Here is a 19,523-nt window from a genome sequence, read left to right on the forward strand (position 1 = left end):
AACGATGAATCATAGAAAGGTGAGCTTGCCCTTGCTTATTTTGTTGTCTGCGACAGCGCTTTCGGGCTGCGTGACACAAAATACTTATACGGGTACAGATACACCGGTCTCTGAGCGCAAAGTCGATAAAGTCGCAGCGGCTCGCCAGCGGGTGCAGTTAGGCTTAACCTATCTACAGAAAGGTAACAGTGAGCAAGCTAAGTCTAACTTAGACAGAGCCTTAGCATTTGCACCTGAACTTGAAGATGTGCATTTAGCCTTTGCTTATTATTACAGCTCAGTGGGTGAGTTAGAAAAGACTGAACAGGCTTATCGCAACGCCACTCGCCTTCGAGACGCTAGTGGTGATGCTTATAATAATTTCGGTACTTTCCTGTGTCAGCAAGGTAAGTATGCTGAGTCTGAGGAGATGTTTCTTAAAGCAGTTGAACGCCCCTTATACACTCAATCAGCCTCTACTTATGAAAACTTGGGAATTTGTAGCCGAAAAGCAGGTCAAATAGAAAAAGCGCAACGGTATTTTACTATGGCGCTTAAGTACGATCCTAGAAGACGCACGTCGCTTATCGAGTTAACCGAAATGGAACTCGAAGCTGGACGATTCGAAGAAGCAAAAATTCGCTTATCAAACTACCACAAGGTAGCGGTTGAATCTCCGATCAGTTTAGCGCTAGGAATTGAAATTGAACAAGGCTTGAATGACCAAGAAGCGGTTAGGAAATATGGTATTTTACTATTAGCAAAATTTCCCTCTTCGGCTCAAGCCAAGCAATATCGGGCTAATATGCATTAATGAAAAATGAACAAAATGATCTGCCCAACATAGACACTGAAAGCCTAGTGGATGAGCCAACGCTCACACTGGGCGTTTTGCTAAAAAAAGCCCGCGAAAACAAAGGGGCTTCGGTAGAGGATATTGCGGCGCAATTGCATTTACGCCCAGCTATCATCAGAGAAATAGAAGCCGACAACCTATTAGAAATTGGCGCGGCAACCTATGTTAGAGGCTATGTAAAGAACTATGCGCGGGCGGTGCAAGCTGATCCGTTCGAAGTACAAACTTGCCTAGACAAGCAACTGCTTAATGATGAGCAGCCGTCGATGCAAAGCTTTTCACGAAAGACAACTCATCAAGCCCGTGACGGCAGGTTAATGGCGTTAACCTACATCATCGTATTTGTCTTATTGGCGTTAATGGTGCTGTGGTGGTTCCAAAAATCGTCGATGGAGACCACCGTTGATTACTCTCAACCGACAGTTGAGGAAGTTGCCGCATCTGCTGAAGAAGCCATGTATGACGAGTCGCTGATAAATAGTGAAGCAGCCCTTGCAGCGCAATCAAATAACATTCCCCTTGATGAGCGGATTGTCGAGACCATTGGCGACGACGTAGCAGATAACAATAGTACTGAGCAGTACATTGCTTCAAACCAAGACGTCACGTCAGAAGAGCAGCCTGAGCTTCAAGTTGCCGAAGCAAGCTCGCAAGTCTCTGCAGCGCAATTACTTGCTTCAATGGTCGACAGTCAAGACAATGATACCAGCGACGCCGTGACTTCAGCGTTAATGCTAACACTTAGCGGTGACTGCTGGATTAAGGTTACTGATGCTAACGGTAATACACTTATCGATGGCTTAAAGAAATCGGGTCGCGATATTAATGTCACAGGCGCTGAGCCTTTTGCGGTGATATTAGGCGCACCACAAGTTGTGAATATCCAGCTGAATGGAACTCAAGTCAGTTTGGATCAGTACCCCAGCGGTAAAGTGGCACGTTTTAGCTTACCACTTGCGGGACAATAACGAATGACAGAGCACAAAGACGATGTATAACGAATCTCCAATTATTAGACGCAAATCCAGCCGCATTTATGTGGGCGATGTTCCCATTGGTGACGGCGCACCTATTGCTGTGCAGTCAATGACCAACACTCGCACAACAGATGTTGCTGCAACAGTTGCACAAATTAAAGCACTAGAAAACGTCGGCGCCGATATCGTCCGCGTGTCGGTGCCGACCATGGATGCCGCAGAAGCGTTTAAACTGATTAAGCAACAGACTAATGTACCATTAGTGGCTGATATTCATTTTGATTACCGTATCGCACTTAAAGTGGCGGAGTACGGCGTTGATTGCCTGCGGATTAACCCAGGTAACATCGGTAACGAAGAGCGTATCCGCAGTGTTGTTGAGTGTGCTCGCGATAAGAATATTCCAATCCGTATTGGTGTTAATGGTGGTTCATTAGAGAAAGAACTAATGGACAAGTATAAAGAGCCAACGCCGGAAGCATTACTTGAATCTGCAATGCGTCATGTGGATATTCTTGATCGTCTTAATTTCGATCAGTTCAAGGTCAGCGTTAAGGCCTCTGATGTTTTTTTAGCCGTAGAGTCGTACCGTTTACTGGCTAAGCAAATCGTACAACCACTTCATTTAGGCATTACGGAAGCCGGTGGTGCGCGTGCAGGCTCGGTTAAGTCTGCTGTTGGCTTGGGAATGTTACTCGCGGATGGTATTGGCGACACGCTACGTATTTCACTGGCAGCCGATCCGGTTGAAGAGATTAAAGTCGGTTTTGATATTCTTAAGTCATTGCGGATCCGTTCGCGGGGCATTAATTTTATTGCCTGTCCGTCATGTTCCCGTCAGGAGTTTGATGTAATCTCTACCGTTAATGAATTAGAGCAGCGCTTAGAAGACGTGGTAACACCAATGGATGTTTCAATCATTGGCTGTGTGGTAAATGGCCCAGGCGAGGCGCTTATTTCAGATATTGGCCTAACTGGTGGTAACCGCATGAGTGGTTACTATAAAGATGGTGTGCGTCAGAAAGAGCGTTTTGACAATAACAATATTGTTGATCAGCTAGAAGCTAAAATTCGCGCCAAAGTGGCGATGAGCGAAAGCCGAATTCCAGCGCAAGATGTAACTAAGTAACCCGTTTTACGTTTAGTATTGAAACGCCTATAATGCAGGGCGTTTTTTATTTTTAAATAGCAAATTTGGCGAGTCGAATAGTGGCAAAACAGATCCAAGCGATCCGCGGAATGAATGACATTCTGCCGACCCAAAGTCCTATATGGCAAAAACTTGAAACCGTTCTTAGAGAAACAGTGAGTGCATACGGTTATAGTGAAATTCGTACACCTATTGTAGAAAGTACCGATCTTTTCAAGCGTTCAATCGGTGAAGTTACTGATATCGTTGAAAAAGAAATGTACACCTTCGATGATCGAAATGGCGATAGCTTGACGTTACGCCCCGAAGGCACTGCATCAACTGTGCGCGCAGGTAATGAACATGGTTTACTGTATAACCAAGAGCAGCGTCTTTGGTATATGGGCCCTATGTTCCGTCACGAACGCCCACAAAAAGGTCGTTACCGTCAATTCCATCAATTTGGTGTTGAAGTTTACGGGATCCCAAGTGCCGATATCGATGCAGAAGTATTAATGCTATCTGCCATGCTTTGGGAAAAATTAGGCATCACTGAACACGTCACGTTAGAGCTAAACACCTTAGGTGATAGTGAAGAGCGTGCCGCGTACCGAGATGCTCTTATTGCCTTTTTAGAGCAACATAAAGATGTACTTGATGAAGATAGTCAGCGCCGCATGTACAGCAATCCGCTGCGAGTTTTAGACTCTAAAAATGCAGCTGTGCAGGCATTGCTAGCTGATGCGCCAGCCTTGATGGATTACTTAGGCGAAGAGACTCGTTCACATTTTTCACATTTATGTGAACTCTTAGAGGCTGTTGGCATCCAATACACAATCAACCCTCGTCTAGTGCGCGGCTTAGATTATTATAACCGCACGGTATTTGAGTGGGTGACATCAAGTCTTGGTTCACAAGGCACCGTATTAGCTGGCGGTCGTTATGACGGCCTAGTTGGTCAACTTGGTGGTAAATCAACACCCGCTGTAGGCTTCGCGATGGGGCTTGAGCGTATCGTGTTATTGCTACAAACGCTTGAACTTGATAAAGATATCAAACCTGCGGTAGATGTATATGTTACTGCAATGGGCGATAGCTGCCGTGTTGAAGCGATAAAGGTTGCACAAGATTTAAGAGCAAGCTTGCCGAATCTAAAAGTAATGAGCCATTGCGGTGGCGGTAACTTTAAGAAGCAGATGAAGCGAGCAGATAAAAGCGGTGCTGCTGTGGCGCTTGTTATTGGTGAAGATGAACTTGCCAATAATCAAGTTGCAGTTAAGTACCTTCGTGAAGATAAAGCACAAGAATTAGTTGCCCGAGATGCGTTGGCGACTTATATTGCAGAACTGGTTTAAAAGGGGAAGTACACGTGGAAGTCTATAGCACAGAAGAGCAACAAGTAGATGCTATCAAACAGTTCTGGAAAGATTACGGTTCCTCAGTTGTCATAGGTGCTGTTGTCGGTTTAGGTGGATTATTCGGTTGGAACTATTATTCTGACTATCAGCTGGCTCAAGCGGAAGCGGCTTCTGAGTCTTTTCAAGCACTAAGCAGTCAAAATACAGCTGACGCTGCAATGCTTAGCGCTGCAGAAACTTTTGCCAAAGAACATGGTCAGCAAGGCTATCAGTCATTGCTTGAGCTAATGGTGGCTAAGTCTGCTGTTGAAACTGGCGATTTAGAGAAAGCAGAAGCAACACTTAAGAACGTGATTGCGGTTAATGCCGATAGCAGTATCGTGCTGATTGCCACTATGCGTTTAGCTCGCGTACAAGCTGAGCAAGGTCAATTTGCCACTGCGATTACTACGCTTGAGCAGATCAAAGATGTTGCTTCAGCAGCGCAAAGAGATGAATTAAAAGGTGACTTCTTGGTTCGCCAAGGTGAAACCGACAAGGCAAGGCTTGCTTATCAAGCTGCAGTAGAAAATGGTGGCACTATGAGTAGTCCAACATTACAAATGAAGCTTGATAATTTGAACAAGGCATAAGGAATCTGCCCATGAAGTCTTGGTGCAAAACACTGCTCGCATGTGGATTGAGTATCGGTTTGCTGTCTGCGTGTTCATCGAACGATGTAGAAGAAGAGCCTATTACGCCACTTGCAGAGATAGAAGCAAGCGTATTCCCAGCAGTAAGCTGGAGCGCCAATGTAGGTGATGGTGTCGGTGACTACTATTCTCGCCTGCGACCTGCAGCTCGTTACGATAAGCTTTTTGTGGCTGACCGTTACGGTAAAGTCTTAGCATTTGACGAAGCGACTGGCGAAAAAGCGTGGGAAAAAGATTTTAGCTCAATCTTTAGAGATAATATTTTAGCTAAAAACAAAGGCGCACGTTTGGCGGGTGGTGTAACAGCTGCACGTAACAAGGTATTTGTGGGCGGTGAGAGCGGTCTGGTTGCAGCATTTGATGCTGAAACTGGTGACAATATTTGGCATGTGATTGCTGGCGGTGAAGTGCTATCGGCGCCGACGGTTGGTGAAGACATTGTCGTGGTTAATACTGGCGCAGGCACACTAGAAGCGTTTAACGTTGATGATGGCGAAAAGCGTTGGACCTATGAAAACCAACTGCCCACATTAACATTGCGTGGTACGGGTTCTGCAGCTTATGACGCTGGCGGCTTTTTCGTTGGTACTGCTGATGGTAAAATAGCGGTAGTAATTAAAAACAACGGTCAGGCAGCCTGGGAACAAGCGATTTACACACCCGCGGGTGGTAATGAATTCTCGCGCATGGCTGATGTTGACATGAAGCCACTGCTAGTCGGTGAAAACCTATATGCAGTTAGCTACAACGGTAACTTAGTCTCAATGGAGATGCGTACAGGTCGCGTTGTTTGGACACGTAAGTATTCAAGCTTCCATGAGTTAGCCTATTCAGGTGCAAGTCTGTTTGTTGTTGATGATCATAGCCGTATTTATTCTGTTGATAGACGAAATGGTCTAGAGTTATGGAATAATTCAGAGCTTGCTAACCGTGGTTTAACCGCAGCAGTTTCATTTAAAGACTATGTTGTAGTGGGTGATTTTGAAGGTTACCTGCACTTTTTGAACAAGTCCGACGGCCAAATAGTAGGTCGTGTTGAAGTAGATAGTTCTGGTTTATACAGTCAGCCACTGGTTGTTAAAGACAACTTGTATGTGCAGACTCGTGGTGGAAAAGTGGTTCGAGTTACACTTCCGTAAGCCTAGTTGTGAAAGATGATAAGGCCCCTGGATGTGTATTCCGGGGGCTTTTTAGTTAATAGAAAATGAGTAATAGAGGCAATTAAATGATTCCTGTTGTGGCCCTTGTTGGGCGACCAAACGTTGGTAAGTCGACCCTTTTTAACCGACTTACCCGTACCAGAGATGCTCTAGTGGCAGATTTTCCTGGGCTAACTCGGGATCGTAAGTACGGCCGAGCGCATCTGGCTGGCTATGAATTCATTGTGGTTGATACTGGCGGTATCGATGGCACTGAAGAGGGGATTGAAACCCGCATGGCAGAGCAATCGCTAGCGGCGATTGAAGAGGCTGATGTAGTGCTATTTATGACTGATGCTCGCGCTGGTCTTACAGCCGCTGACTTAGCGATTGCCCAGCATCTTCGTAGCCGTGAAAAGACAACCTTTGTTGTTGCTAACAAAGTTGATGGTATCGACGCTGACTCAGCGTGTGCCGAGTTTTGGTCATTGGGTCTTGGTGAAGTATACCAAATGGCCGCGGCGCAAGGCCGCGGCGTGACAAATATGATTGAGTACTCTTTAGCACCTTACGCAGAAGCGATGGGGATCACCAAAGACGGTGAAGGCGAAGAGAGCGAAGAAGAGCGTGAATATACTGAAGAAGAAGCGGAAGCTGAGCAGAAGCGTCTGCAAGACTTACCGATTAAACTTGCCATCATTGGTAAGCCTAACGTGGGTAAATCAACGCTAACCAACCGCATCTTAGGTGAAGAGCGTGTGGTTGTTTATGATGAGCCGGGCACCACTCGTGACAGTATCTACATTCCAATGGAACGTGAAGGTCGCGAATACGTATTGATTGATACTGCCGGTGTACGCCGTCGTAGCAAGGTACATGAAACCGTTGAGAAGTTCTCAGTTATTAAAACCTTAAAAGCGGTTGAAGACTGTAACGTCGTACTACTGATCATCGATGCCCGTGAAGGTATTGCCGAGCAGGATCTAGGTCTATTAGGTTTTGCATTGAACGCTGGTCGTGCGTTAGTGATTGCCGTCAACAAGTGGGACGGTATTGACCAAGAAGTGAAAGACCGTGTTAAGAGTGAACTTGACCGTCGTCTAGGTTTTATTGACTTTGCACGTATCCACTTTATCTCAGCATTGCACGGAACGGGTGTTGGGCATTTATATGAGTCTATTGAAGAAGCATACGACAGTGCTACGCGCCGCGTAAGTACCTCGATGTTGACCCGTATCATGCAGATGGCACAAGACGATCACCAGCCACCATTGGTGAATGGCCGTCGTGTGAAGCTTAAATACGCTCACGCAGGTGGTTACAACCCACCAATTGTCGTGGTACATGGTAATCAGGTTAAGAAGTTACCTGACTCGTACAAGCGCTTTATGATGAACTACTACCGTCGTTCACTAAAAGTTATAGGTACGCCGATCCAGATCCGTTTCCAAGACGGTGGCAACCCATTCGAAGGGATGAACACCAAGAAGCTAACGGTGAGCCAAGAGCGTCGCCGTAAGCGTATGGTCGGGCATATTCGTGATAAGAATAAAGATTAATGCTTTGCTTATTATTTGGTGATCGAGTTTGATGGCCAAGTTAGTGATTAAAAGGAACCTACGGGTTCCTTTTTTGTTGGGCTAATATCTATGACCAAGCGCCTACTAGCTTGTTATTGGACTGAAATGCCTTTGCACAAAGAGTTTAAAGGCTAGTATAAGGGGTCAGAAAGTATAGGGTAATTCAATTGTATTGAGCTTTTGCAAGTCGCCGTGAATATATCCCTATAGGCTCTACTAAATCATCCATGATTTAGAAGCTTGCACAGCCCAAATCAAATGAATAACTAGCAAAATTCATTTTAGTCTTTCGTTAACCCGTTTTTGGACAAGAGCTTGTTAGAGTTAAAGCGCTTGGGGTGTTGAGTTTTATTAGGGAAAGTATGGTAAACGGGTTTACGGTAATGCATCAATAAACGTGGAGTTTGGCCTTGTTAGGGGAGCTTCACTCAACAATGTCACCAGTTGAAACACTAAACCTATAAGTAGTCCCCCCCAGTGTTGTTAGAGTGAAGCGTGATCTTGACAGGTTAAATTCGTGAGACTCTAACCAACGATAGTGCGAAACAGTGAGGTCGATACTGTTTTTGTTCTTAATTAAATCTTTTGTTGAATATGATTTAATTAGGCGGCCGCTATCATAAAAAGCAACAGCCAAATCTGTTTCCTTCAGCTCATGACCTCTAGGCCAGTCTCCCAACCTAACTAAGTTTTGGGCATCTTTCCCTGCAAGATAAACCTCACGAGCATACCAGCCAGATACAGACCAAAGTTCAGTATTTGAACCATCATAATTTAACCTGTAAGCTTTCCCCCACGCCTCTTTTTCAACTATTAACGCTCCATTTTCATAATAGGAATATTCTGGAATCATCTTGAAATAGTATGATTCCAACGCAGTATCCTGTGTTGCAATAAATGGTTTAGAAGGTGCTTCTTTATCTGCTTTAACAGAGAATGACATACAAATGATGATTAATAATATGAGCCTAGACATGTACTCCCTTAACGCCATATTAATAAGTGAACCTGGTACTGAGACGATTTGCACGGCAAATGACATGACAGCCTTGGTGAATCTTGATTTAGCAGCTTGTTAGGTTATTACGCTATACCAACACTAAGGATGGAAAAAAATATATCACTGGAAAAGTAGTTAAGAATAACTGCCACCAGCATTAGAATAGGGAACAAATACAATGCATTAACTTGCCACCCCTTAACTTTACCAGTGAAGTTGCACACTAACAAACATGAAGCTGCAATTACTGCAATCGCAGTCACTGGTGAATTCCTAGAATATGAAATCACACTCGAAAATCCTAGAACAAACAAGATTACTTGTAATAAAGCGAGGTATCCTAGTCGGCTTAAAGAGTGATTACGCTCTCTAAAAACACCAAATACTGGAGTAATAATCCCTATTAAAACCATTACTAAAGTAAATTCTAACCAAATGCTATAAACAGAATCAATCATATTCACCTAACAGCTTATTCATTGGTCGAACGATAACGTTCTTAGCAACTCGCCAATATTTAACAAGCTATCACGGCCAAAGTATTGCTGTAAATTGATAATTTCTAAGTTTAGGCTGCATAAATTTCCTTATTGGCAGCGGAGAAAGAGAGCCTAGGGTGTTCAATGGGTCCGTGTATCACTTTTTTACATTTGTCATAAGTCTGATTTTTTTATAGGTTTTGTGAAATGTTAAAAAATTATCGATGCCTAGCAGGACCGTTTCTGGCATCTTTAATTGCGCCATAATGAGTGTTTTTACTCACTTTCAGTTATACCTGTGTAAATATCCAGCTCACGACTTTGATCAAGCTTAGCTTGATAAAACTTATAGAGCTCCAACTAACTTTGGGGCATTTCCGTACTAGAAGCCTTACCACTACAGTACAAATTAAAACACCAATTATCCAAGTGCAGATACGGCCGTGACCGTCCATGACATGGACGTCATGGCTGAGCCTCCATGGATGGACTTGCTGCGTGTCACGGCAGTGTCTGCATATGCCCCGCTGGAGGCGATTTATAACTATGAAACTACAGCTTCAAACATTCCTCTTGGTAACACTCCCCAAAAAAATGTAATTAGTCTTCATTCGAAGGCCAACCAACTTAGGGGCAAAAGTTAGTTGTGGGCTCTTTATTAACCCGCGCAGCATAACTCTAAAGCTCCTGATGTGAACCTGTCATACAAAATAACTTTTACTGTCTAAGTAAATACTAACTTGTGAGTCTCAACTAAAATCGCTAGCTTAAGTGTTTAAACCGAAAAACGCTCCCATCGCAACTAGAGTGCAACTGCTGGTTGACACAATGTTAGTCGCAGTTGGTAGTGCGCAACCATCTGATTTAATAAGCTTACGGCTAAATAACAGACCAAGGAACGACGCTTATGATTTTAGCAGACAAGATAATCAGATTAAGGAAGCAGTGCGGCTGGTCGCAGGAAGACCTAGCTGAAAAGATGAATGTCTCAAGGCAGTCAGTCTCTAAGTGGGAAAGCGCCAATAGCATACCTGACTTAAACCGGATAATAACACTGGCAGAGATTTTTGAGGTCTCAACTGATTTTTTACTAAAAGATGAAACCGAAGTTAGTGAAACTCTAGAAAGTGTATCTCAGACCAATTTGATAAGCTTAGAGCAAGCCTTAGCCTATACCGATAAAAAAGTAACAGTGTCTGAACTCATTACCAAAGGGGTGGTACTTTGTGTGTGTTCTGTTGTGCCACTGTTTTTCTTTTTGGCGATGGCTGAAACCAGTCGATTGGGAATAAGCGGAAATACCGCTGCGGTATTGGGAGTGGTGTCAATACTGATTATGATATCAATCGCAGTAAGTTATTTTATTAAAACCAATCAGTATGAAGATGATTTCGTTGCTATTGATAAGCAACCTTTTGAGTTAGCCTACGGAGTTCACAGTGTCATTAGTGACAAATTGCACAGATTTAGACCTCGCTATAACCGTAGGTTATCGATAGCGATATTCTTGTTTATTGTCAGCTTTGTACCGTTAATGATAGCGAATCAACTGTTCAGTGGCGGTACTAGTGTGCTTATGATGCTCATCGTAATGATGTTAATGATCGCCACTGGGATCTATGTTATCTCCTCTGTTAGCGCAAAATACACTGCTTACAGCCATATTTTACAAGAGGGTGGTTTAAAAGAAGGTAGGAGTAAGCGAGCTAAAAAGGCTGAGAAGCTAGCCGCGTTCTACTGGCCGATGCTGGTTGCTATTTACCTTGGCTGGAGTTTGTGGACCATGAACTGGGGTGAAACTTGGATTATCTGGCCGGTCGGTGCAGTTCTATTTGTCGCGTTAATCGGGCTCGTGGAGCTGTTTGATAAAGATGATTTGCATGGTACGGATTAGTAAATTTAACCTTAAGCCGCAAGTCAAATACTTACCGTCTCCATCTTTTGCTTACAGTGATGAATAAGAGAGCAACTCAACAGTGTTTTCTTTGTTTATGCTGGGAGAAAGGTAAGAGTAGAGCATAAGCTCTGCTCTTACCTAATCGCATTAGAATCTCTCTACTGGCGCTGTAGCTAGTGCAGGAATAACATTTTTATCTTTTCCATCTTGGAGGTGTTTAGGGTGATACTCCCCAACAGGTAGAGTTGTTACTGCATTAGCGTGAACACGGCGAGCTACAGGGACATAATCGGTAGCCGCGGTGGTAATCGCTGTGACTACTAGGTCTGCAAGTATATTCCCAGACGAACTTGAAGTGTCAAGGACAAAGGTGTTCTGATAAGACCATAAAACATTATTAGTGTCCGCAGAAACTAATACATATTCCATCCCGACAGTAACATTCCCTGAGATAACCATATAATTGGTTTCCCAAGTTTTTAGTTTAATAAAAAGGATTGATTCAGCGCCAAACTTATCTTTATAGGTTGAGAATGGGATCCCTTTAAGTTGCGTTCCATCTACAATGCCCGCTTCTTTAAATATATTGCTGACAATTGGTACAGGTAGAACATAATAACCTTTGTTTGCTAAAGGTTGTGCGACAGTCGCATTAAGGAAGTCTGGCGCTTCAGCAGCGGTTGTCTCGTTGATGACAGGTACAATGAGCATCGTTTGACGATTAACGTCAGAGTACATTTCGGGGAAGGCAGCTTCCTTAGTGGTTGTTGTTGCAGCACAGCCTGAAATAAGTAAGGCAATAGTAACAGTAATTAGTAAGCGCATTTTTATTCCTATTTATTATCAGCGATTAAACGTTCAATAAAACCTTTAGACTCAGGGTATAATTCAGCCTCTTGTCGGTAATAGGCAATACTGTTATCACTATCTCCTCTTTTTGCTGTGATATAACCAATCTCAGCATAAATACCTGGAGGAACTTTTAAACCTTTCTTTTTTGAAGTATCCACAATGTCGTTTAATTCATTGAGATGATTGGTCACAGTTTGCTCTGATGGAGCCTTAATGTATTCATAGTAAGTCTCTGAATAGTTTCCCCAGTAGTAGCCGCTTTCCGTTACAGTTGCACAACCTACAAACATAAAGCTTGTAGCAAGTAAAATAAGGTACTTCATTCTAGTTAGCATTTTTGTTAATCCTTTAAAGTCGTATAGTTCTTACTTGGCCGTCAGCAAGGTAAATTTCTTTGTTATAAATAAGAGTACCTGACGGGCTCTTGATTGAAATTCTATGGGAACCTTTATCTAGTTTAATCACTAGTATTTGACGGTTTTCATCGGCAGCATCTGCCGCACCCGCTATACCTGTAGCATATGGTGTTAAGTCGTTAGCAACAATTGTATGGTTATTTATTGCGGCTACTGTAATAGAACTGCCAATGAGCGATTCGGCAATGACTACTACTTTTTGTTCATGCTCTAGACCGGTTTGGCTTCGTTGAACATTGGAGCCACAAGCAACTATAAAGATGCTTAAAAAGAAAAAAATAATCGTTTTCATGAAAAGTCTCTTTATTTATCAGATAAGTAGTATTTTGAAAGGTCATCACCGACGCTGCCTTCGACAACATCAACGAAAGAAATCTGCTCGAACTCATCGTCACCATAGGTTGATAGGACTTGAATTTTACCGATTTCTTTACCTGGAAGAGAAATGATACCGCCGGTTTGCGGGTTTTTGACCTGCTTGCCATTTTGATAAATAATTAACTGCATTCCTTCAGTGAGACCTTGAGCATCACCACCAGATATAATGAATGTGCCATCTTCATTTGATAGAAAGTAAGATTTCCATGGCTTGGCAGTCATGTTTTCTACCAAATTACTGATCATTTGAGATATTGCTTGAGAAAGGGCTTTATCTGTAAGACTCTGATCAAAAGCTGCAGAGGTGCCAGCACCAAGTGTTTTCTTTGTTTCGGTTGATGCTTCACCAGCGCCCTCAACAGAACTTATGATCCTGCCGGTTGATACATCAACGAGTCGAACATTGACCTTAGTGTAGGCTTTTTGAATTTTAGATTGGGAAAAGATGCCTGTTGTACTTTCAGCTGAGCGGCCAAACTCGCTTACAGAGCCAACAATTAGGTAATCAACGGCAACACCACTATCACTGATCCCTTTTAATATGTTCTCTGAATTAAGATCTTCGGTATCTAGACGTTCAAACATGATGAATTTGTTGGTATCGGCGAGGCGTGCACTTAATATATCGGCAGCTTGTTTGCCTATTCGGTTATTGGAACTGTCAACTAAAAAGCTATTTGCAGCTTGAGTTTCGTTTGAGAATCTAGCGATTGCTATTTTACGTTTAAGAAAGGTAAGGCTATCGTTTGACGCAACAGTCGTTGACGCTTTAGTTGCATCTAGCCCTGATGCGGATACTGGCGATTGCAGGCAGAAAATTGCCAAGCATGTCAGTGTAAAAATATTCCATTTTTTCATATTTCATCTTCTTATTTTCAAGATAGAGAGCACTAAATACTCATTCATTAAAGGTGTATCAATTGCTTCCGTTATTTTTAATAAACGCATATGTTTCTAGTTTTAAATTCTAGATGAATGTTGCGTTTTTGAGCTGTATTTAATTGGTATGGCTGATTTTGTAACAAGCTGAATAGTATACCATTAGATGTTAATTGGCACTGACTTTTTTGTTGAATTTTGTTGATGATTACTAGCTTTTGAAGTGTGCATTAGGTTAGGGATATGGGATATCTAATTCTGGTTTTACTAATGTATGAATCGTTATTGGGTATTAAATAGTTGTACTTATAGCTATCTACAGCCCGCAGGATATGGGCTGTAAGTGAGCTTGGCTATATTAGTAATCTTAATTCGATTAGCCTTTCTATATATCAATTACAGTTGAAGTTATATTACCATCTCGTAATCGTGTGGTGAGTGTATCTCCTACACTTGTGTCATCCGCACCTTGCACCACCTTTCCTTCACCATTTAAGGTAATACTGTACCCTCGGCTTAATGTTGCCAGCGGGCTTACAGTATCGAGCTGCTGCGCACGATGGGCAACGCGCTGCTCACTCATAGCAAGCTTGTCTGTCATGGATGTTTTTAGCTTTTCGGCTAAATAACTTAAGCGCTGGCTTTCCAGTTCTAGTCGATGTTGTGGTGACTGGTTATCGAGTCTATTTGCTAACTGTTGCTGCTTAAGCGTCAAGCTATGTAGCTTTGTTTGCAGGGCTTTTTGCAGTCTTAGTTGCATCTCATCAAAGGTTTGCTCATAGGTTTGCAAACGTCGTTGTGGATCTTGTTTTTGCAGCTTATGCTCGCAAGTTTGCAACCTATTTTGCTGCTTTAACTGATAGTGCTGCCAGCTTTGTTGCAAACGCGATAATACAGCATTTAACTTCTGTGCTTTGTTATCGGCATCTTTCGATAATAATTCGGCTCCAGCTGATGGTGTTGGCGCACGCAGATCGGCAACATAATCACTAATGGTCGTGTCAACTTCATGACCAACGGCAGAAACTACCGGGATACCACTGTTATAGATGGTATGGGCTAAACCTTCATCATTAAAGCTCCATAGATCTTCAAGGGAGCCGCCACCGCGGGTCACTAACAGTACATCAACTTCAGCGCGGCTATTGGCTAAGTTAATGGCATTACAGATACTCACCGCAGCGTCAGTGCCTTGTACGGCTGTTGGGTAGATGATGACCTCTATTGATGAGTCGCGGCGGGCGAGTACATGCAATATATCGCGAATGGCGGCGCCAGTCGGGGAGGTTACCACGCCAATACGCTGAATATTTTCTGGCAGCGGACGTTTGGTGTCGGTGGCGAACATGCCTTCGGCGGCAAGCTTCATTTTCAGTGCTTCATATTGCTGAGCAAGCAAACCATCCCCGGCTGGCAACATAGATTCAATTAATAGCTGATAGTCACCTCTTGGCTCATAAACACTAATATTGCCTTTAACGAGTACTTGTTGACCGTTAGCGGGTCTGAAGGTTACCGCTTGGTTGCGGCCTTTAAACATGGCGCAACGGATCTGAGAAAAATTATCTTTAAGAGTCAGATACCAATGGCCAGAACCGGGCGCGGCAAAATTTGAGATTTCAGCATTTAGCCAAATTCGACCTAGTTGCCCCTCGAGAAGTTGTCTGACTTCTCCATTGAGTCGAGAGACGGTGTAAACGTTGTTTTTTGAGGTTTTCATTATTTTTTTACACACAAATGCTAATTAATGCCTATTTTCCATTTACCAACCCAGATATGCAAGGTATAATCTCGCCGCAATATTTCACCTCTAAATCCTACTCTCTTGGGGAGATGTTGCATGTTAAGATTAAAGAAAGAAGCGCTAACGTTTGATGATGTGTTGCTAGTTCCAGCGCACTCCACCGTCCTCCCAAATACTGCCGTTCTCAAAACACGTCTAACAAATACGATAGAACTGAACACGCCTATAGTGTCTGCTGCGATGGATACCGTCACAGAAGCACGCTTAGCTATTGCGATTGCGCAAGAAGGCGGTTTAGGATTTATCCATAAAAATATGACGATTGAGCAACAGGCCGAAGAAGTTCGCAAAGTAAAAATTTACGAAGCGGGTATTGTTCAGCAGCCAGTGACTGTGACGCCGACCACCACTTTAGCCGATCTTAAAGTATTGACTGAAAAGAACGGTTTTGCTGGTTACCCTGTCGTTAATGAAGCCAATGAACTTGTCGGTATTATTACTGGCCGTGATGTGCGTTTTGTTACTGATTGGAGCCGTACTGTTGATCAGGTAATGACGCCTAAAGATCGACTTGTTACCGTAGCTGAAGGCACTAAGCTTGATGAAGTGCAAACACTGATGCATTCTCACCGCGTTGAGAAAGTATTGGTTGTTGATGACAACTTTAAGCTTAAAGGTCTTATTACTGTTAAAGATTTCCAAAAAGCTGAGCGTAAGCCTAATGCATGTAAAGACGAACTAGGTCGTTTACGTGTCGGTGCGGCGGTTGGTGCAGGCCCAGGTAATGAAGAGCGTGTTGACGCGCTTGTTCTTGCCGGCGTTGATATCTTACTTATCGACTCATCTCACGGTCACTCAGAAGGCGTACTACAACGCATTCGTGATACTCGCGCTAAATACCCTGAACTACAAATCGTTGGTGGCAACGTCGCTACCGCTGAAGGTGCCTTAGCCCTTGTTGAAGCTGGCGTTAATGCGGTTAAAGTGGGTATTGGTCCTGGTTCTATCTGTACTACTCGTATCGTGACTGGTGTAGGTGTACCACAAATTACCGCGGTATCTGATGCAGCGACAGCAGTTAAGCATCTAAATATTCCTGTTATTGCCGATGGTGGTATTCGCTTCTCTGGTGATTTAGCAAAAGCACTTGCTGCAGGTGCATCATGCATCATGGCGGGTTCTATGTTTGCTGGTACCGATGAAGCACCTGGCGAAACTGAACTTTATAATGGCCGAGCTTATAAGTCATACCGTGGAATGGGCTCATTGGGCGCAATGACACAAACACAAGGTTCGTCTGATCGTTACTTCCAAAGTGATAACGCTGCAGACAAGCTAGTCCCTGAAGGTATCGAAGGTCGCGTTGCTTACAAAGGCAAGCTTAAAGAGATCATTCATCAGCACATGGGCGGTTTACGTTCATGCATGGGCCTAACAGGTTGTGCCACGATTAAAGAACTTAATGAGAAAGCTGAGTTTGTTAAAATCACCGCTGCTGGCATGGGCGAGTCTCATGTTCACGATGTGAAAATTAGCAAAGAAGCGCCGAACTACAGTTCAGGTTCTTAAAGTTTGCTAGGCGACCATGACGGTCGCCTTTTATTTAGTTGTGAACTGCCTTAGCGATTAATCGCTATACACGCAGCACTGATAGATTTTAGTTAAACAGAAATATAAAGATAAGGTACCCCATGAGCAACATTCATGAGCATAAGATCCTAATCCTAGATTTTGGATCGCAATACACCCAATTGATTGCCCGCCGTATTCGTGAAATCGGTGTTTATTGTGAACTTTGGGCTTGGGATGTTTCCGAAGAGCAAATTCGTGGTTTTGCACCCAACGGCATTATCTTAGCGGGTGGTCCAGAAAGCGTGACTGCAGACAACTCTCCACGCGCCCCTGAGTATGTGTTTAACGCTGGCGTTCCTGTACTTGGTATTTGCTACGGCATGCAGACAATGTCTGAACAGCTTGGTGGTAAAGTGATTCAAGGTGTTGGAGAGGGTGAGTTTGGTTACGCACAAGTAGAAGTACAAACTGAATCTGCACTATTTAAAGCTATTGAAGATGCGGTAAGCGAAACTGGTAAGCCATTACTTGACGTTTGGATGAGTCATGGCGATAAGGTATCCGAGATCCCTGACGGTTTCGTTACCGTTGCCAACACTGAGACGTGTCCGTTTGCAGCTATGGCAAACGAAGACAAAAAATTCTACGGTGTTCAGTTCCATCCTGAAGTGACTCATACTCGCCAAGGCAAGCGCATGCTTGAGCATTTCGCGCTCGATATTTGTGGTTGTGATGCTAACTGGAAACCCTCTTCAATTATTGAAGATGCTGTAGAACGTTTAAAGAAACAGATTGGTGATGATGAAGTTATCCTCGGTCTATCTGGTGGTGTTGATTCATCTGTCGTTGCAATGCTGCTGCACCGCGCGATTGGTGATAAGCTGACTTGTGTATTCGTTGATAACGGTTTGCTGCGTTTAAATGAAGCTCAGCAAGTGATGGATATGTTTGGTGATCACTTTGGACTGAATATCATCCATGTTGATGCTGAAAACCGTTTCCTTGATGCGATGGCGGGTGAAGCCGATCCAGAATCTAAGCGTAAAATCATCGGTCATGTATTTGTTGAGATCTTCGATGAAGAATCAAAGAAATGCGCAAACGCTAAATGGCTTGCCCAAGGCACTATCTACCCAGATGTGATTGAGTCTGCAGGTAGCGCAACAGGTAAAGCACACGTGATTAAATCGCACCATAACGTTGGCGGATTGCCTGATGATATGGAACTTGGTTTGGTTGAACCACTGCGTGAACTGTTTAAAGATGAAGTGCGTAAGATTGGTCTAGAGCTAGGTCTACCGTACGACATGCTTTATCGTCACCCGTTCCCAGGACCTGGTCTTGGTGTACGTGTGCTTGGCGAAGTGAAGAAAGAGTACTGTGACTTACTGCGTTTAGCTGATGCGATTTTTATCGAAGAGCTACACAAGGCTGATCTTTACAACAAAGTTAGCCAAGCATTTACTGTGTTCTTACCGGTTCGCTCTGTTGGCGTTATGGGTGACGGCCGTAAATACGATTGGGTTGTCAGCTTACGTGCGGTAGAAACTATCGACTTTATGACAGCACATTGGGCACATCTGCCATATGACTTCTTAGGTCGTGTATCTAATCGAATCATTAATGAAATAGACGGCATTTCACGTGTTGTTTACGATATTTCAGGTAAGCCACCTGCAACTATTGAGTGGGAATAACCCATTTTAGCTAGCGAGCTATACTGGTTGATATAAAAGGTGCTTCGGCACCTTTTTTATTTTGCAGCACAATTGCTAGAATAGCGCCGATTTAATACATGTATCTGGAGAGTCGATTGCCAAATCGCGATAACACACAACAAACTGCAGCACAGGTAGCACAAGCCGAAGACGATAGCCGTTTTATGAAAATGGCAATGGAGATGGCAGCTAAGGCGGAAGAAAAGGGCGAGGTGCCCGTTGGCGCCGTTTTGGTTAAAGATGGTGAAGTGGTTAGCGCTGGCTTTAATTACAGCATTGGTTTGCATGATCCAAGTGCTCACGCTGAGATGCAATGCATTCGGCAAGCGGGGCAGTTGCTGGAAAATTACCGTTTATTAGATACCACGCTATATGTCACGTTAGAGCCATGTGCCATGTGTGCAGGAGCAATTGTTCACTCTAGGATTAGTCGACTGGTTTATGGCGCGAATGATGAGAAAACCGGGGCTGCAGGCACAGTTATTGATATTGTGCGCCACCCTGCATTTAATCATCAAGTAGAGGTTACCGCAGGGGTGAGAGACGAGGCGTGTAGTGAGCAACTCAGCGCTTTTTTTAAGCGCAGAAGAAAAGAGAAGAAAGCGGCGAAAGCGTTGGCTAAACTTGAATCTTCTGAACTTGCTAGTAAGGACTAGTCGTTACTAATATTAGCGCTAAGATAGGAAATCTTGCACAGGGTTAATCTGTCGGTCTAATAAAAACAAAGAACTGCTTTTGCCTATTGAGTGTTTTTAAGTGACGTGCTTTTAATTGTGTGCGGCGACGAGCCGCCATATTGTTTACCGGTCTTTTCTTCATCTTCTACCTCCTTATTTTACCTTTATACTAACTTACAGCAATATGATGAATTTTAAATG

The 19,523-nt window shown here is 43.5% G+C and carries 18 protein-coding genes; 11 read left to right on the forward strand and 7 right to left on the reverse strand.

All coding sequences use genetic code 11. From position 1 onward, the window contains the following. Positions 1 to 4: 4 nt before the first annotated feature. The 7 genes from pilW (at position 5) to der (ending at position 7,689) form a co-directional block, all read left to right on the forward strand. Positions 5 to 793, forward strand: coding sequence for a type IV pilus biogenesis/stability protein PilW (gene pilW, locus SWP_RS06420; RefSeq protein ID WP_044555728.1), 789 nt, complete (start codon positions 5 to 7; stop codon positions 791 to 793). Beyond that, entirely contained in the window at positions 793 to 1,803 is a 1,011-nt protein-coding gene (locus tag SWP_RS06425; protein WP_020911614.1) for a RodZ domain-containing protein, read from the forward strand. Before pilW ends, SWP_RS06425 begins: the two co-directional genes overlap by 1 nt. Positions 1,804 to 1,825: 22 nt before the next feature. Next, complete coding sequence (gene ispG / locus SWP_RS06430) at positions 1,826 to 2,941, forward strand: flavodoxin-dependent (E)-4-hydroxy-3-methylbut-2-enyl-diphosphate synthase (protein WP_020911615.1); 1,116 nt, start codon at positions 1,826 to 1,828, stop codon at positions 2,939 to 2,941. An 80-nt stretch (positions 2,942 to 3,021) separates the two neighbouring features. Then, positions 3,022 to 4,296, forward strand: a complete 1,275-nt coding sequence (hisS, locus tag SWP_RS06435; protein ID WP_020911616.1) for a histidine--tRNA ligase — start codon at positions 3,022 to 3,024, stop codon at positions 4,294 to 4,296. Positions 4,297 to 4,310: 14 nt separating this feature from the next. After that, entirely contained in the window at positions 4,311 to 4,931 is a 621-nt protein-coding gene (locus SWP_RS06440; RefSeq protein WP_020911617.1) for a YfgM family protein, read from the forward strand. 11 nt (positions 4,932 to 4,942) lie between these two features. Next, complete coding sequence (gene bamB / locus SWP_RS06445) at positions 4,943 to 6,130, forward strand: outer membrane protein assembly factor BamB (RefSeq protein ID WP_020911618.1); 1,188 nt, start codon at positions 4,943 to 4,945, stop codon at positions 6,128 to 6,130. A gap of 86 nt (positions 6,131 to 6,216) precedes the next feature. Beyond that, positions 6,217 to 7,689, forward strand: a complete 1,473-nt coding sequence (gene der, locus SWP_RS06450) for a ribosome biogenesis GTPase Der (protein ID WP_020911619.1) — start codon at positions 6,217 to 6,219, stop codon at positions 7,687 to 7,689. Between the two features lie 445 nt (positions 7,690 to 8,134). On the opposite strand, the gene SWP_RS06455 is transcribed toward der, so the two are convergent. Then, the gene (locus SWP_RS06455) at positions 8,135 to 8,752 is read right to left on the reverse strand and encodes a hypothetical protein (protein ID WP_044555729.1); all 618 of its coding nucleotides are present in this window, start codon (positions 8,750 to 8,752) and stop codon (positions 8,135 to 8,137) included. 41 nt (positions 8,753 to 8,793) lie between these two features. Continuing rightward, the gene (locus SWP_RS06460; RefSeq protein ID WP_044555730.1) at positions 8,794 to 9,168 is read right to left on the reverse strand and encodes a hypothetical protein; all 375 of its coding nucleotides are present in this window, start codon (positions 9,166 to 9,168) and stop codon (positions 8,794 to 8,796) included. A gap of 928 nt (positions 9,169 to 10,096) precedes the next feature. Here SWP_RS06460 and SWP_RS06465 point away from each other — a divergent pair. Next, positions 10,097 to 11,083: a helix-turn-helix domain-containing protein gene (locus SWP_RS06465; protein ID WP_020911621.1), complete on the forward strand. Its 987-nt coding sequence runs from the start codon at positions 10,097 to 10,099 to the stop codon at positions 11,081 to 11,083. 150 nt (positions 11,084 to 11,233) lie between these two features. Here SWP_RS06465 and SWP_RS06470 read toward each other — a convergent pair whose 3' ends face one another. The 5 genes from SWP_RS06470 to xseA all read right to left on the reverse strand — a co-directional run bounded on the left by SWP_RS06470 (position 11,234) and on the right by xseA (position 15,331). Next, positions 11,234 to 11,911, reverse strand: coding sequence for a GNA1162 family protein (locus SWP_RS06470; RefSeq protein WP_020911622.1), 678 nt, complete (start codon positions 11,909 to 11,911; stop codon positions 11,234 to 11,236). Positions 11,912 to 11,919: 8 nt separating this feature from the next. Further along, entirely contained in the window at positions 11,920 to 12,273 is a 354-nt protein-coding gene (locus SWP_RS06475; protein ID WP_020911623.1) for a DUF4810 domain-containing protein, read from the reverse strand. A gap of 13 nt (positions 12,274 to 12,286) precedes the next feature. Continuing rightward, positions 12,287 to 12,646, reverse strand: a complete 360-nt coding sequence (locus tag SWP_RS06480; protein WP_020911624.1) for a hypothetical protein — start codon at positions 12,644 to 12,646, stop codon at positions 12,287 to 12,289. A gap of 11 nt (positions 12,647 to 12,657) precedes the next feature. Further along, positions 12,658 to 13,590 carry a CsgG/HfaB family protein gene (locus SWP_RS06485; RefSeq protein ID WP_020911625.1) on the reverse strand — a complete coding sequence of 311 codons (933 nt, stop codon included), beginning with the start codon at positions 13,588 to 13,590 and terminating at the stop codon, positions 12,658 to 12,660. 406 nt (positions 13,591 to 13,996) lie between these two features. After that, positions 13,997 to 15,331: an exodeoxyribonuclease VII large subunit gene (gene xseA / locus SWP_RS06490; RefSeq protein ID WP_044555731.1), complete on the reverse strand. Its 1,335-nt coding sequence runs from the start codon at positions 15,329 to 15,331 to the stop codon at positions 13,997 to 13,999. A gap of 120 nt (positions 15,332 to 15,451) precedes the next feature. On the opposite strand from xseA, the gene guaB reads away from it, so the two are divergent. The 3 genes from guaB to tadA all read left to right on the forward strand — a co-directional run bounded on the left by guaB (position 15,452) and on the right by tadA (position 19,301). Beyond that, positions 15,452 to 16,924, forward strand: coding sequence for an IMP dehydrogenase (gene guaB / locus SWP_RS06495; protein ID WP_020911627.1), 1,473 nt, complete (start codon positions 15,452 to 15,454; stop codon positions 16,922 to 16,924). Between the two features lie 122 nt (positions 16,925 to 17,046). Then, the gene (gene guaA / locus SWP_RS06500) at positions 17,047 to 18,624 is read left to right on the forward strand and encodes a glutamine-hydrolyzing GMP synthase (protein WP_020911628.1); all 1,578 of its coding nucleotides are present in this window, start codon (positions 17,047 to 17,049) and stop codon (positions 18,622 to 18,624) included. 98 nt (positions 18,625 to 18,722) lie between these two features. Then, positions 18,723 to 19,301, forward strand: a complete 579-nt coding sequence (tadA, locus tag SWP_RS06505) for a tRNA adenosine(34) deaminase TadA (protein ID WP_079891921.1) — start codon at positions 18,723 to 18,725, stop codon at positions 19,299 to 19,301. The last annotated feature ends 222 nt before the right edge of the window (positions 19,302 to 19,523 follow it).

Origin of the sequence: Shewanella piezotolerans WP3, assembly GCF_000014885.1 — a bacterium.
In the GTDB taxonomy this organism is placed as follows: Bacteria; Pseudomonadota; Gammaproteobacteria; order Enterobacterales; family Shewanellaceae; genus Shewanella; species Shewanella piezotolerans.